Source organism: Thermodesulfobacteriota bacterium (assembly GCA_026415035.1).
Taxonomy (GTDB): Bacteria; Desulfobacterota; BSN033; order BSN033; family UBA1163; genus RBG-16-49-23.
Map to the genome: position 1 here is coordinate 59,792 of JAOAHX010000003.1, position 14,372 is coordinate 74,163.

Here is a 14,372-nt window from a genome sequence, read left to right on the forward strand (position 1 = left end):
GAACTCCACACCGCCCTGACCCATAACGGCGAGACGACCAATTATCGAACGATGCTCAATCGCGTCACCCAATTCAATCTCACCCCCCTTGCCCAGACCGATACGGCGGTCGCCTCCCTGAAACTCCACCTGCTCAGCCAGTACTTTCAATATCCCTTCGATGCCCTCGTGGAATCCTTCTCCCCGACCACGGGCTGGACATTGACCCAGTTGCCTCCGGAGGCGAAAGAACGCTTCGAACGGATCCAAGAGGTCGAACTTGAAAGTGCCCCCGATGGCCCTTACCAGTACCTCTGCGGCCGGATCGATCCCTACCGGAGGGTGATCGAGCGCCTCGACATCATCGACCCCTCCCTCTTGCGGCCCAACGTGGCGATGCTCTACGATGACGGAGAGAATTTCGTGAGCATCATCTGTTCCGAAAAGCAGGGATGCGATGCGGGGATGGAGGAACTCCATCGGTTGGGCTTGACCAAAAGTCCCCTGGCCCCCCTGATTTTCACGGTCAACCCTGGGATGTTGAGCAGGGTCTTTTATGACGAGGCCGGCCGGATCACGGGGCACGAGGTCCTCGACAAATTCGGCCGCCGCATCGAGATCCCGAGAGGGACCTTTCCCTCGGTTCAAATCCAAACCCTTCGACCGCCGGAGACAACCACATTCGATGGCCCTTCCCATCCTCCCGCCTTTTCCCGAAAAGAGGACTATGGAATCTGGGTCCGGGATCAAATCAAAGGTTGGAGTTTTCAGGAGTTCGAGGCCGCTCTGGATCGAATCACACAAAAGCTTCCTCCCCTTTCGGCCTTCGAAGAGCTGACCGCTCTCTATGACCGATTGCCGGGGATGGAGATCGGTGAAAAAGACCGGGCAGCCCTCCTCCACAGGGCTCGAGAAAGGATCTATCAATTCCTCGACCGGTTGAACGGGGAGGAAGGGATGATCAAAGTCGGCCTTGAAACGGCGGGGAAATTAAAAAAACCCGGGAAGAGAGAGGAGGTCCTGGTAGTCGATGCCAGGGGATTCCTCCCGGAAGGCACCGACCCCCTCAGAGTCCTCGGCCCCTTCCTCGACCATGCCCACCGGATGGGATGGCGGAGGTTCGTCGTCTACCGGGCCGAGGGTCAGAGAGGGATCGGGATGGGTATCGGTTCAAAGGATACCTCCGATACGGTCATCGACATCTTCGGAAGCCCGGGCGAATATTGTGGGGCCTTCAATATGGGTGCCCTCCTCCGAATCCACGGCCACGCCCAGAACTTTACGGGGATGGTGATGCATTCGGGGACCCTCACCGTTCATGGCGATGCGGGAAAGGTGACCGGATATGCCGCCAAAGGCGGGACCTTCAACATCCTCGGAAATGTCGTCGATCGGGGCTGGGTCTGCGCGGTAAGCGACCCGAGGGGGCCCGGGCTGGAGGTCAACATTGTGGGCACCGGCCATGAACACCTCTGCCAGGCCCTCATGGGAGGGTCGGTCCTCATGCTCGGTCTGTGCCGGGGATACGATGGGCTCCTTCGAAGGCTCGAGACCCCCTACAGAGGGGCGAAAATCCTTGCCGGCGCCTCCGCGGGGGAGGTGATCTTCTACGACCCCGAAGGAAAGATCCAAGAGGCCCAGCACCGAGGCTGTCTCACCCGACCCCTCGATCCCCAGAAATGGTCCGAGATCGAGCGCCGCCTCTTAAAATTGGAGGAAATCTTTGCCCTCGGGATCAAGGGAAAGAACGGGCAACTCACCCTCCAGGTCGAGGGAAGATCGGAGCCGCTCGGACCCGAGGCCTTCAAGTGGATCCTCCCCAAAGGGGAATTGGAAGGATATCATTAAAAAATCCCGAGGGCCCCTTTCCCCTCATTTTTCTGTTGAAAATTGGTCGAAAGATTGGTAGGATGAGGAAAAATGATGGAGGAGGTGGGGCCAATGGCAGTGCGGATCATCATCGATCGGAAGGTGAAGAAGGGCAAGGAAGCGGAATTTGCCAAATTGCTTCGAGACCTGAGAACCAAGGCGGTCTCTTCGAAGGGCTACATCTCAGGCGAGACGCTTCGTTCGCTGGAGGACCATCAAAATTACATCGTGATCACCACTTGGCAGAGCATCGATGATTGGAAGGCCTGGGAGAAGGACCGGGAGCGGAAGAAGATCCAGGCCAAAATCGAAAAGCTTCTCTCCAAACCCTCCAAGACCAAGGTCTATGTCTATGCCTGAGATGAAAGGGTCTTGACATCTCTCGCCGGACGGGTTAATTAAGGAGAAAATTTTTGTAGGGTTATGGCCAAACGTGTAGAAGCGGATAAACCGACCCTCGACCCCTGAATAGGGATCGGGGGTCTTTTTTTATGGGATGAAGGATGAAATCGGTTCAGAAAGCCCTACTGGCCCTCGAGGATGGAACCGTCTTTGAAGGGAGGTCCTTCGGATTTCCCGGAGAGAAGGCGGGCGAACTCGTCTTCAACACGAGCATGACCGGCTATCAGGAGATCCTGACCGATCCCTCTTACGCCGGACAGATCGTCATCATGACCTATCCTCTCATCGGCAATTACGGAATCAATGAGAAGGATGTCGAATCGAAGGGCCCAAAGGTGGAGGGGTTCATCATCAAGGAGAACAGCGCCCTCTTCAGCAACTGGCGGGCCGAGCGCTCCCTGACCGATTATCTCATCAGCCATCGGATCATGGGCGTGGAAGGGATGGACACTCGGGCCCTCACCAAACATATTCGGGAGCGAGGGGCGATGAAGGCCATCCTCTCCACCGAGGATCTCGACGCCTCCCGCCTGATCGAGAAGGCGAAGGCCTCGCCCGGTCTGATCGGAAGGGATCTGGTCCGGGGGGTCACCTGCGAACGTCCCTATGTATGGACGGAATCGAACGACACCCAATTTTTGCGGCCTTCCGTGAAGGCCCGCTTTCGACCGAAGGTGGTGGTGATCGACTATGGCGTCAAGTTCAACATCCTCCGTTCCCTCAGGGACTGGGGATGTGAGGTGACGGTCGTTCCGGCCTCTTCGAGCGCGGAAACGGTTCTCTCTTACGGTCCCGACGGCATCCTCCTTTCCAATGGGCCCGGAGACCCGGAGGGAATCCCCTATGCCATCGAAACGGTCAAACAGCTGATCGGGAAGAAACCGATCTTCGGGATCTGCTTGGGTCACCAACTCCTCGGGTTGGCCTTAGGAGGAAGGACCTTCAAACTGAAGTTCGGCCACCGGGGGGCCAACCAGCCCGTGAAGAACCTCCACACCGGCAAGGTCCACATCACCTCCCAGAACCATGGATTTGCAGTGGATCCCGATTCCCTCAACCCGAAAGAGGTGGAACTGACCGAGATCAACCTCAATGACCGAACCCTGGAGGGCCTCCGACACAAGCGGTTTCCGATCTTCTCGGTTCAGTATCATCCTGAGGCCTCTCCAGGCCCCCAGGATACCCTGGACCTCTTCGGCGAGTTTGTGAAGATGATGGAAAAGGACAAGGGATAGCTGAAAATAGAGACCGACCTTTCGGAGAAGCACCGTAACGAGGTATGCCCAAACGAACCGACATTAAGAAGATCCTCATCATCGGCTCTGGCCCGATCGTCATCGGCCAGGCCTGCGAATTCGATTACTCCGGCACTCAGGCCTGCAAGGCCCTGAAAGAGGAAGGCTACGAGGTGGTGCTCGTCAATTCGAATCCCGCCACCATCATGACCGATCCCGAGATGGCCGACCGGATTTACATCGAGCCGATCACCCCGGAGGTCGTCGAGAAGATCATCGAACGGGAGCGACCCGATGCCCTGCTTCCGACTTTGGGAGGACAGACCGGCCTCAACGTCTCCGTCTCCCTCTATGAGGCAGGGGTGCTCGAAAAATACGGCGTCGAGATGATCGGAGCGAAGTATGAGGCCATCAAGAAGGGAGAGGACCGAAAACTCTTTAAAGAGGCGATGAAGAGGATCGGCCTCGATTTGCCTCGAAGCGGGCTGGCCTACTCCTTGGCAGAGGCCCTGGAGGTCGCCAAGGAGATCGGATTCCCCTTGATCATCCGGCCCAGCTTCACCCTGGGAGGCACCGGGGGCGGGGTGGCTTACAACATCCAGGAGTTCGAGGAGATGGCCGCCCGGGGCCTCGAATGGTCGATGATCAACGAGATCCTGATCGAGGAATCGGTCCTGGGATGGAAGGAGTTCGAGCTGGAGGTGATGAGGGACTTAAAGGACAACGTCGTCATCATCTGCACCATCGAGAACTTCGACCCGATGGGGATCCACACAGGCGATAGCATCACGGTTGCCCCGGCCCAGACGCTCTCGGACAAGGAGTACCAGAGGATGCGAAATGCGGCCATCCAGGTGATCCGGGAGATCGGCGTGGAGACAGGAGGCTCCAACATCCAATTTGCCGTCCATCCGAAGACGGGCCGGATGGTCGTCATCGAAATGAACCCCCGCGTCTCCCGTTCTTCGGCCCTGGCCTCGAAGGCGACCGGATTTCCCATCGCCAAGATCGCGGCCAAGCTGGCGATCGGGTATACCCTGGATGAAATTCCCAACGACATCACGAAGAAGACGCCCGCCTCCTTCGAGCCCACCATCGACTATTGCGTCGTCAAAATTCCCCGTTTCACCTTCGAAAAGTTCCCCGATGCCGATCCCACCCTGACGGTCTCGATGAAATCGGTGGGAGAGGTCATGGCCATCGGTCGGACCTTCAAAGAGGCCCTCCAGAAGGCGATCCGATCCCTCGAGATCGGCCGTTACGGCCTGGGGGCGGATGGGAGAGACAAGATCCTCTGGGACGGCTCCTCCAGGGAGTGGGACCGAGGCCAGATGCTCGATCAGGTGAGAAAGAAACTCCTCACCCCGAATGCGGAAAGGCTCTTCTACCTCCGCTATGCCTTCCTCCTCGGGATGAAGATGGAGGAAATCTACGAGCTGACTCACATCGATCCCTGGTTCCTCTCCAACATTCGCCAGCTCGTCGAGCTCGAAGGAGAGCTTCGCGCCTACGGGGCGGCCTTGAGAGATCTCACCCCCTCCCAGAGACTCCAGTCCCCTGCCTCCCTCCCCCTGCCCGATTCTCTTCTCAGACGGGCCAAGGAATGGGGATTCTCCGATGTCCAGCTCGGGTACCTCCTGGGCCTCGATCAAGAGACGATCCGTCAAATCCGAAAGGAGAGGCAGATCCTTCCTGTCTATAAACTGGTCGATACCTGTGGGGCAGAATTCGAGGCCTTCACCCCCTATTACTACTCCACCTATGAAAGGGAGAACGAGGCCACCCCATCCTCGGGAAGGAAGAAGATCATGATCCTGGGCGGGGGGCCAAACCGGATCGGCCAGGGCGTGGAGTTCGACTACTGCTGTGTCCACGCGGCCTATGCCTTGAAGGAGCTCGGATACGAGACGATCATGGTCAACTCCAACCCGGAGACCGTCTCGACCGATTACGACACGTCGGACAAGCTCTATTTTGAACCCCTCACCCTCGAGGACGTCCTCCACATCGTCGAGATGGAGAAACCCGACGGGATCATCGTGCAGTTTGGGGGTCAGACCCCCCTCAACCTTGCGGTCCCCCTCGAAAAGGCGGGGGCCAAGATCATCGGCACGACCCCTGACAATATCGACCGGGCCGAAGACCGAAAGCGGTTTCAGGAACTCCTCCGGAAACTCCGTCTCGTCCAGCCCCCCAACGGGACCGCCACCTCATTTGAGGAGGCGAAGCGGGTGGCCAAAGAGATCGGTTATCCGGTCATCGTCAGGCCCTCTTATGTCCTGGGTGGAAGGGCGATGGAGATCGTTTACGATGAGCTCTCCCTGGAGCAATTCGTCCAGAAAGCCGTGGAGGCCTCCTCCGAACATCCCCTCTTGATCGACAAGTTTCTCGAGGACGCCATCGAGATCGATGTCGATGCCATCTCGGATGGGGCCACCTGCCTCATCGCCGGGATCATGGAGCATATCGAGGCCGCCGGGATCCATTCCGGGGACAGCGCCTGCGTCACCCCCCCTTACTCCTTGAGCGATGAATTGATCGACCAGTTGAAACAGAACACCTATGCCCTGGCCCGGGAGCTGCAGGTCGTGGGCCTGATGAACATCCAGTATGCCATCAAAAACGACGTGGTCTATGTCCTCGAAGTCAATCCGAGGGCCTCGAGGACCATCCCCTTCATCAGCAAGGCCACGGGGGTCCCTTGGGCCAAGGTGGCCGCCAAGGTGATGGTCGGAAAGACCCTTCAGGAACTCGGCATCCTGAAAGAGGTCGATCTCCCCCACATCGCGGTCAAGGAATCGGTCTTCCCCTTCAAACGTTTCTACGGGGTGGACACGATCCTCGGCCCGGAGATGAAATCGACCGGTGAGGTGATGGGGATCGATACCGACTTCGGCGTGGCCTTTGCCAAATCCCAGATCTCTGCAGGCACGCTCATCCCCCTGAAGGGAAGGGTCTTCATCAGCGTCATGAACAAAGATAAACGGGCCATCGTCTTCATCGCCAAGAAGCTGGCCGATCTGGGGTTCGACATCGTGGCGACCCGGGGGACGGCCAAGGTCCTGACGAGCAACGGCATCCCGGTCCAGACCGTTTTCAAAGTAGGGGAGGGGAGGCCCGATGTCGTCGACCGGATGAAAAACGGGGAGATCCACCTCGTCATCAACACCCCGAGCGGAAAGAAACCCAAAGCGGATGAGGTGGCGATCCGGAGCCAAGCGGTGGCCCACAGCATCCCCATCATCACCACCCTCTCCGGCGCCGAAGCAGTGGTCAATGGGATCGAATCCCTTCTCAAAAAGGGCCTTTCGGTCCGTTCGATCCAGGAATATCATGCCGACCTCCGTCAAACCTCCTTTAAGTAACCTCCCCATGTTCGCCACTCTGCTCCTCTTGTCCCTCTTCTTCCCTTGGAGGGTCCTCGCTCAGGAGGTGATCCTTTTTGAGGCCGCAGGCATCCACATGGAATCCGCTGGGGGATGGGTGGCGATCGAGAAGGGATTCTTTGGGAGGGTGAAGGTCCTTCCGGGGGGCTCGGGCACCTCACCGGTTCAAAAGGTCGCTGACTCCGTGAGGGCCGGCCAAATCGCCTTCGGACTGGACCTCCCCGAAAATATCCTCCGGGCAAGGGAGAGGGAGGGGATCGATCTGGTGGCGGTGAGCGTCGACTTTCAGATAAGCCCGATGAGGATCATCAGCTGGCATCCGGTCAAATCGAAGAGGGACCTTAAAGGCGACATCGCCATCTGGCCCGGGTACGAGGCCAAGGCGAAATGTGCCGTGGGAAAGGGCTGGGAGAAGCAGTTGAGGATTCAGAATCAGGGCGGGGACCTAAAACCCTGGCTCCAGGGGACCTGGCCCATGGCCTCGGCCATGACCTATCATGAACTGATCACGGCCCAGCGCGAGGTGAAGAAGATGGGGAAAAAATTCTACACCATCGATTACCCGTCCCTGGGCATAGACTGGGCGGAGAACGTCCTCTTCACCACCGGGGAGATCGTCAGGACATATCCTGAGATCGTCCAGTCTCTCGTAACGGGAAGATACAGGGGATTTCAATGGGCCTTCGATCACCCCCGGGAGACCTTCGAGATCTTGAAAAGGCTCGACGAGAGGGTCGAATTTGTCCGCGAAATGGATGCACTGGCCCCTCTCAAGGCCCTCATGGTCACCGTCGATACCAAACGACAGGGGTTCGGATACCTCCATCCAAAGAAATGGGAGAATATCGCCAGAGATATGTTCCGGGCAGGGCTCATCGACCGGATGCCCGATGTGAAAAAAGCCTATACCGAACGCTTTCCGAGTGGCGTCATGCCGAGGTAACCCCCGGCCTTCAGGGTTGGATCCTCCTCTCACTCCTCTCCCCCTCTCCCATCGATAGAATGCGATAGGTCCCATTTCCAGCAGCCCCTTGCCATGACCGCCGGTATTGATTTGGAGGTTGGAATTTGGTTAATGGTTATTCCATCTTCCCTCAGCCCAGCGGGAGACCGCTTCGGAGGCCTTGGAGGATTTTATGGCAGAGCGAATCTTTCTTGAAGATATCGGGAAACCCTACGCCACCACTCCGGTGGGCCATGCCCGGGTATGGGAGGTCCGGGATCTCTTCAACGATCCCACCCTGCCCCGTTTGATCTATGTGGTGGAGAGCCGGATCGGCGAGACCTTTCTTTTGGGAAGGGGCCTCAGCGGCAGGCCCAAGTTCAACTTGATCCGATACATCGCTAACACGATGGTCGAACTCTTCATCGAAACGTTGAAGACAAAGGATTGTTACCAATACCTCATCCTAAGAGGGGCCTATCCCTTCGACCTCCAGCACGCCTTTGCCAATGTCCCGACCTACCATCACCTCCTCCTGCCCACCGGGTTCACGAAGCTCCAGAGGGTCCTCAACCGCGACCGGACGGACTGGGAGGTCCAGACCTTGGGCTTCATCGGAGAGTATGGAGGAGAGACCTGGCTGATCCCGGATACCGTCATCGCCTCCGGGTCCACGATCGCCGCCTTCCTTCGAAGCGGGTTCGACCACCATCGTCCCAGGGAGGTCTTTCTCTTTACCGCCTGCGGAAGCCTCCAGGGGTTACAACGGATCTATCAAGAGTGTCTGAAAAAAGGGGTCGACCTCGTCCCCATCTACTCCCAGTGCCTCTTCGAGGTCTCAAAGGAAGGGAACTTCCCCGATCTCCCCCTCACCGACCTTCCGGTGACCAATCCCGGGACCATCACCACGAAAAACTTTTATGAAAAGGCCTATCGACGCTATCAGGGGAGGCGGATGTGTTGTGTGGGGGATGTGGGAGAAAGTCTTGACCACCCCCTTCAGTACACCCTCCACACCTTATGGGAGATGCAGAGGCTGGGGATGGATCCCGCTAAGGAGGATTGGAGCCTCTGGTCGGTCAGGGTTCGCGAAGAGGGTTTCAGAGAGAAGGTTGAAGCCTTTAAGCCAGACCTGGTGGACTACTTCAAGGATCTGTGGACTTAGGGGTCAGTGTCTCTTCCTCCTCGGCCTCCGGAAGAACCAGACCCCGAAGGCGCAGAGGATCGCGATCCCTAAAAATCCTGTTAAGAGGTATGGCCAAGGAGGGAGCAAACGCTTCTCAACGTCCGAAGCCGCATAGAGGCCGATCTCTTTGAGGGTCCTTCCTTCTTTCTGGACTAATAGTTTCCCGAGGACCTGCCCCTTCTGGATAGGAGCCGAAACAAACTCCGGCAACTGAGGAAGGACCGCCGCGAGGCTCTCCTTTCCCTTGGGAACCGTCACCCAGGCACTCTCCGAGGCGAGCAGGCCAAGTTGATCCACCTTTCCCCTTTTCACCCTGATCGGCCCGAAGGGAGCGTCCTTCTTCACCACCTCTATCGTTGAAAAATTCCTAAATCCATACTCGAGCAATTTTTGGGCCTCCGGCGCCCGTTTCTTCACCTTATCGCACCCCATCACCACCGCGATCATCCTCTGGCCATCTCGCTTCGCCGTGGCTACGAGATGGTACCCCGATTCCCGGATGTATCCGGTCTTGAGGCCATCCACCCCGATGTTCTTGTAGAGGAGGAGATTCCGGTTGCCCTGGCGAATCCCGTTGTATTCGAACTCTGTCGTGGAATGGACGGCAAGGGCCTCGGGGTGATCTTCAATATACCGCTTGGCCAGGATGGCCATATCCATGGCCGTCACGTACTGCCCCTCCGCAGGCAGGCCATGGGAGTTTTTAAACTGCGAATCCTGCATGCCGATGGCCTTCGCCTTCTCGTTCATCTTCGCCACGAAGGCCTCTTCCGAGCCGGCCAGATGTTCGGCCAGGGCAATGCAGGCGTCGTTTCCGGAGGCGATGGCCGCTCCCTTGATCAGATCCTCGATCTTCACCCGCTCGCCCACCTTGATGTACATGGCGGAGCCATCGGTCTTGTAGGCCGCTCTCCAGGCCTTCTCACTGACCGTCACCACATCGTCCATCTTCAGCTGTCCGGCCTTGAGGGCATCGAAGACGAGGTAGAGGGTGAGGACCTTAACGAAGCTGGCAGGGGGGATCCTCTGGTGCGGATTCTGGGCGAAGAGGACCTCGCCGGTCAACCCGTCCATCAGGAGGGCCGATTGGGCATCGCATTGGAGCCCTTCCTGGCTTGTGGGAGCGGTGGGCTTTGGGGAGGGATCGGTCCGCTCCTGAATCGAACGGCCCTGGGTGGCCTTCCCTCGGCCTTTTGGGGAGGTCTTGGCCGAGACCTCGACCATGGGCAGCAGAACCAATCCCAAAATCAAAGGAAGGGCCACGATGAAATTTCTTTTATCTCTCAAGAGGGTCATCCGTTCCTCCAAAAAAATTTTTTCTGTTTTCATAACCGATTCACCCCTCTTTTTCAATTTGGCATTGAAAAGGGCCGCGTTCTCGATTAAGATGGGCAGGGAGAATGAGACAGGCTCCATCCCTTCTGCGGGAGTTCGAAAGAATCGCCACCCTCGGCGTCCCCGAGCGGGTTTCCCTTTCGCCCGAGCAGGCCGTTCCGATCGGTTATTTCTGTCCCTACGTACCCGAAGAACTCCTCCATGCCGCAGGGGCCCTTCCCTATCGGCTCCTCGGAGACACGATCAACCCGACCCATGCTTCAACCCATCTCCCCCCCAACTGCTGCCATCTCGTAAAGTCCTCCCTCGAAAGGCTGCTCACGGGTGAGCTCGACTTTCTGAAGGGGGTTATCTTTTCTCATACCTGCGATACGATGCAGGGGCTTTCCGACATCTGGGCCTTTCAGAAGCGCCTTCCCCTCCACTTCGACTTCCTGATGCCCTCCAACCTCGCCTCCGAACGGGCCCGTCCCTATCTGAGGGCAGAGATCGAGAGGCTGAAAGCCTTTCTCGAAAAGCATCTCCAGCCCATCCCAGAGGATCGTCTCGGGGAGTCCATCCACCTCTTCAACCAGATCCGGGAGAAGATCCGAACCCTCTACCGGCTCCGAAGGAGAGCGCCTCGATCTCTTACCGGGGTTGCTCTGGCCCACATCCTTCGGGCAGGTTTCGTGATGGATCGATCGCTCTATCTGGAACGGCTGACCGAACTGCTCCGGGACTTGAATGATATGGAGGAAGCGAGGTGGGATGCCGTTCCGATCTATCTTACGGGAAATATGGTCCACCCGCCGGGCCTTATCGCCACGATCGAGGAGGCGGGGGCCTTGGTCGTCCACGACCGTCTCTGCAGCGGTGCAAGGTTCCTTCATCTGGTGACCCGAGAAGATCTCGACCCCCTCAATGCCCTCGCCGAGAGATACTTCTCCTCCTTCCTCTGCCCGACCAAACATTCGGGTCCGGAGGCCCATGTTGAGACCTTGACCAAAGAAGTGGAGGAGACCGGGGCCAGAGGCGTGGTCTTTCTCCTGTATAAATACTGCGAGCCCCATTTTTTCGACTATCCCGATCTCAGAAAGGCCCTGGAGGCGAAAGGGATTCCTACTCTCCTTCTCGAGGTAGATGATCCGACCACCTCCCATGGACAGATGAAGACCCGGGTCCAGGCCTTCGTGGAGATGCTCTCCTCGCTTTGAAGGAGAGGGGCTTGGGCCAAGACCCGTCATCTTTTGGAAGGAAGGACGAGAAAGGAGGGAAAAGACCGTGACCGAACCTCTCGAGAAGCGGACCGAGGTCCAAGAGGTCCTTTCAGCGGCAGAAGAGCGTTTCGAAAGGGGGCGCAAGACGATCGGGTTGTTCCTGGGCCCCCTCGCCGGATTGGTGATCTACCTTCTCCCCATGCCGAATCTGACCCCCGCCGCCCATCTCCTCTCAGCGATTCTCACCTGGATCGTCATCTGGTGGATCTGCGAACCCGTCCCGATTCCGGTCAGCGCCCTCTTGGGCACCTCCCTCTGTGTGGTCACAGGGGTGGCCAATGCAAAAGTGGCCTTTGCTCCCTTTGCCGATCCCATCATCTTTCTCTTCCTGGGTAGCTTTTTATTGGCGGAGGCCATGGCCCATCATGGTCTGGATAAACGCTTCGCCTATGCGATCATGTCGTTCAAATTCGTGGGAAACAGCACGGCCCGCATCCTTTTGGCCTATGGGTTCATCTGCACCTTCCTCTCCATGTGGATCAGCAATACCGCGACCACGGCGATGATGTTCCCCATCGGCCTCGGCATCGTCTCCGCCATGGGAGGCATCCTCTCCGAACAGACGGGAAAGGAGATCGCGCCGACGAGGCTCCGGTTCGGAACCGCCATGATGCTGATGGCCGCCTACGCCGCCTCCACGGGAGGGATCGGCACGCCCGTAGGCTCGCCGCCCAACTTGATCGGGATCGCCATGATCGAAAACTACTGCAAAGTGAGGATCCCTTTCTTCCAGTGGATGCTGATCTGCGTCCCCCTCCTGATCCTCCTGTTCGGCCTCCTCTTCTTCCTTCTCTATTTCTTGCACAAGCCGGAGCTGGCGACCCTCCGAGGGGGTCAGGAATATGTCCAACGGGAGAGGAAAAGATTGGGCCCTTGGACCCGTGGAGAGAAGAACACCCTTCTCGCCTTCTGCCTCACGGTCGCCCTGTGGATCGCCCCTGGTATTTTGGCCCTCCTTTACGGAAGCGAGGCGACGATCTCGAAAGAATACGCCAAGTACTTGCCGGAAGGCGTGGCCGCCCTGATCGGGGCAGGCCTCCTCTTTTTGCTTCCGGTGAATTGGAGGGAGAGGCGATTCACCCTTACTTGGAAGGAGGCCGTGAAAATCGACTGGGGCACCTTACTTCTGTTCGGCGGTGGCATCACCCTGGGCAATCTCATGTTCAGCACCAAACTGGCCGAGGTGATCGGCAAGGGACTGCTCGAGCTCAGCGGCGCCACATCTCTCTGGGGCATCACCTTTGGCGCCATCCTCATCGCGATCCTGGTGAGCGAAACCTCCTCGAATACGGCCTCCGCCAACATGGTGGTGCCGGTCATGATCGCCCTGGCCATGGCCGCGAAGGTCAATCCCATCCCTCCGGCGATCGGGGCCACCTTGGGAGCCAGTTGGGGATTCATGTTGCCCGTCTCCACCCCGCCGAACGCGATCGTCTATGGTTCGGGCATGGTCCCCATCACGAAGATGATCCGGGCAGGGGTGTTTTACGACGTTTTGGGAAGCCTCGTCATCTGGATCGGTCTGAGGATCATCCTTCCGATCCTCGGTCTGGCCTAAACCATAGAGAAGGATGGAGAGGATTGGGAAACGGACGAAAGGGTGCCGGGAAAAAGATGGGAGATGTCCGGCGATGATCAAAAGGAGGGCTCGAAATGAAGCCATTTTTGTCCTCGATGATGGTCGTATGTGTCCTTTCTCTCATTTCGTTTCCGGTCAGCGGAGCCCAGGTCCGATCCGGCACGCCGAAGGAGGTGATCCTCCTCGATCAGGACGAGATCTCCGACCTCAAACGTGAGGTGAAGGTCAAACCGGGTTGGCCTAAGGAATTGACGATAGGTTCGGCTCCGGTGGGTGGGACCTACTATATGTGGGGCGGTGGATTCGCAAAATTACTGGAGGAGAAGGTAGGCGTCCCGGGTTATATGGTCATCACGGGCGGACCCCTCCCCAACACCCGGTTGGTGGACGGGAAAAGATTGGATCTCGGAATGGTCACGTCGAGTCCGCTGTGGGAAGGATGGCACGGAGAGGGCTGGGCCAAGGGGAAAAAATATCGGAACATAAGGATCATCTTTCCCATGTATGCCTCTTATTTCCAAATCTACGTCAAGAAGACCTCGGGCATCAAAAGCCTCTACGACCTCAACGGAAAGAATATCGGGGTGGGCCCCTCCGGTGGCACGGCCGCCACCTACTGGCCTAAACTCCTTGAAATGGCAGGCATAAAAACAGCCAGAATGGTGAGAGGGGACTCAGCGAGGCTCAACCAACAATTCAAGGAAGGGGCCCTCGATGCCAATGCCCAGGCCGTCGGACTTCCCTGGATGCTCGTCCAAGAGATGGAAACGACCCAAGAGATCCACCTCCTTTCGATCCCCAGGGCGGAAGCAGAGAAGTTCATTCAAAAATACCCCCATTTCGCCTTAGGGACCATTCCCAAAGGATATTATAAGTGCAATGCCGAGAATGAGGTGGAGACGATCACGGTCTGGAACTTTATGATCGTCCACAAAGACGCGCCGGAGGACCTGGTCTATGAGGTGGTGAAACGGACTTTCGAAAATGTGGACCTGTTGATCTCGGCCCACCCTGCGGCCAAGGAGACGAGGCCGGAGCATATCGTCCACAGCCCCGTTCCCCTCCACCCAGGGGCGGCCAGATATTACAAGGAGAAGAATATTCCGATCCCGCAACGGATCCTGGTGTATTGAGATGGCCCCTTTTGCCACCTCTTCGAATCTTTTTTGGGGAAGGCGCGGAGGCCGGGAACAGGATAT

The 14,372-nt window shown here is 57.7% G+C and carries 10 protein-coding genes; 9 read left to right on the forward strand and 1 reads right to left on the reverse strand.

Translation table 11 applies throughout. From position 1 onward, the window contains the following. Window positions 1-51: 51 nt before the first annotated feature. The 6 genes from N3G78_02890 (at window position 52) to N3G78_02915 (ending at window position 8,979) form a co-directional block, all read left to right on the forward strand. The gene (locus N3G78_02890) at window positions 52-1,827 is read left to right on the forward strand and encodes a hypothetical protein (GenBank protein MCX8116865.1); all 1,776 of its coding nucleotides are present in this window, start codon (window positions 52-54) and stop codon (window positions 1,825-1,827) included. A 93-nt stretch (window positions 1,828-1,920) separates the two neighbouring features. Further along, window positions 1,921-2,208 carry an antibiotic biosynthesis monooxygenase gene (locus tag N3G78_02895; protein ID MCX8116866.1) on the forward strand — a complete coding sequence of 96 codons (288 nt, stop codon included), beginning with the start codon at window positions 1,921-1,923 and terminating at the stop codon, window positions 2,206-2,208. A 143-nt stretch (window positions 2,209-2,351) separates the two neighbouring features. Beyond that, window positions 2,352-3,485, forward strand: coding sequence for a glutamine-hydrolyzing carbamoyl-phosphate synthase small subunit (gene carA / locus N3G78_02900; protein MCX8116867.1), 1,134 nt, complete (start codon window positions 2,352-2,354; stop codon window positions 3,483-3,485). Between the two features lie 44 nt (window positions 3,486-3,529). Then, window positions 3,530-6,850 carry a carbamoyl-phosphate synthase large subunit gene (gene carB / locus N3G78_02905; protein MCX8116868.1) on the forward strand — a complete coding sequence of 1,107 codons (3,321 nt, stop codon included), beginning with the start codon at window positions 3,530-3,532 and terminating at the stop codon, window positions 6,848-6,850. Further along, entirely contained in the window at window positions 6,819-7,814 is a 996-nt protein-coding gene (locus N3G78_02910; GenBank protein ID MCX8116869.1) for an ABC transporter substrate-binding protein, read from the forward strand. The genes carB and N3G78_02910 overlap by 32 nt, the downstream gene beginning before the upstream one ends. A gap of 193 nt (window positions 7,815-8,007) precedes the next feature. Further along, window positions 8,008-8,979: a hypothetical protein gene (locus N3G78_02915; GenBank protein ID MCX8116870.1), complete on the forward strand. Its 972-nt coding sequence runs from the start codon at window positions 8,008-8,010 to the stop codon at window positions 8,977-8,979. A gap of 3 nt (window positions 8,980-8,982) precedes the next feature. On the opposite strand, the gene N3G78_02920 is transcribed toward N3G78_02915, so the two are convergent. Next, window positions 8,983-10,296 carry a D-alanyl-D-alanine carboxypeptidase gene (locus N3G78_02920; GenBank protein ID MCX8116871.1) on the reverse strand — a complete coding sequence of 438 codons (1,314 nt, stop codon included), beginning with the start codon at window positions 10,294-10,296 and terminating at the stop codon, window positions 8,983-8,985. Window positions 10,297-10,400: 104 nt separating this feature from the next. On the opposite strand from N3G78_02920, the gene N3G78_02925 reads away from it, so the two are divergent. The 3 genes from N3G78_02925 to N3G78_02935 all read left to right on the forward strand — a co-directional run bounded on the left by N3G78_02925 (window position 10,401) and on the right by N3G78_02935 (window position 14,306). Beyond that, window positions 10,401-11,531, forward strand: a complete 1,131-nt coding sequence (locus N3G78_02925; GenBank protein MCX8116872.1) for a 2-hydroxyacyl-CoA dehydratase family protein — start codon at window positions 10,401-10,403, stop codon at window positions 11,529-11,531. A 67-nt stretch (window positions 11,532-11,598) separates the two neighbouring features. Continuing rightward, the gene (locus N3G78_02930; GenBank protein ID MCX8116873.1) at window positions 11,599-13,152 is read left to right on the forward strand and encodes a DASS family sodium-coupled anion symporter; all 1,554 of its coding nucleotides are present in this window, start codon (window positions 11,599-11,601) and stop codon (window positions 13,150-13,152) included. Between the two features lie 95 nt (window positions 13,153-13,247). Continuing rightward, window positions 13,248-14,306, forward strand: coding sequence for a TAXI family TRAP transporter solute-binding subunit (locus N3G78_02935; protein MCX8116874.1), 1,059 nt, complete (start codon window positions 13,248-13,250; stop codon window positions 14,304-14,306). The last annotated feature ends 66 nt before the right edge of the window (window positions 14,307-14,372 follow it).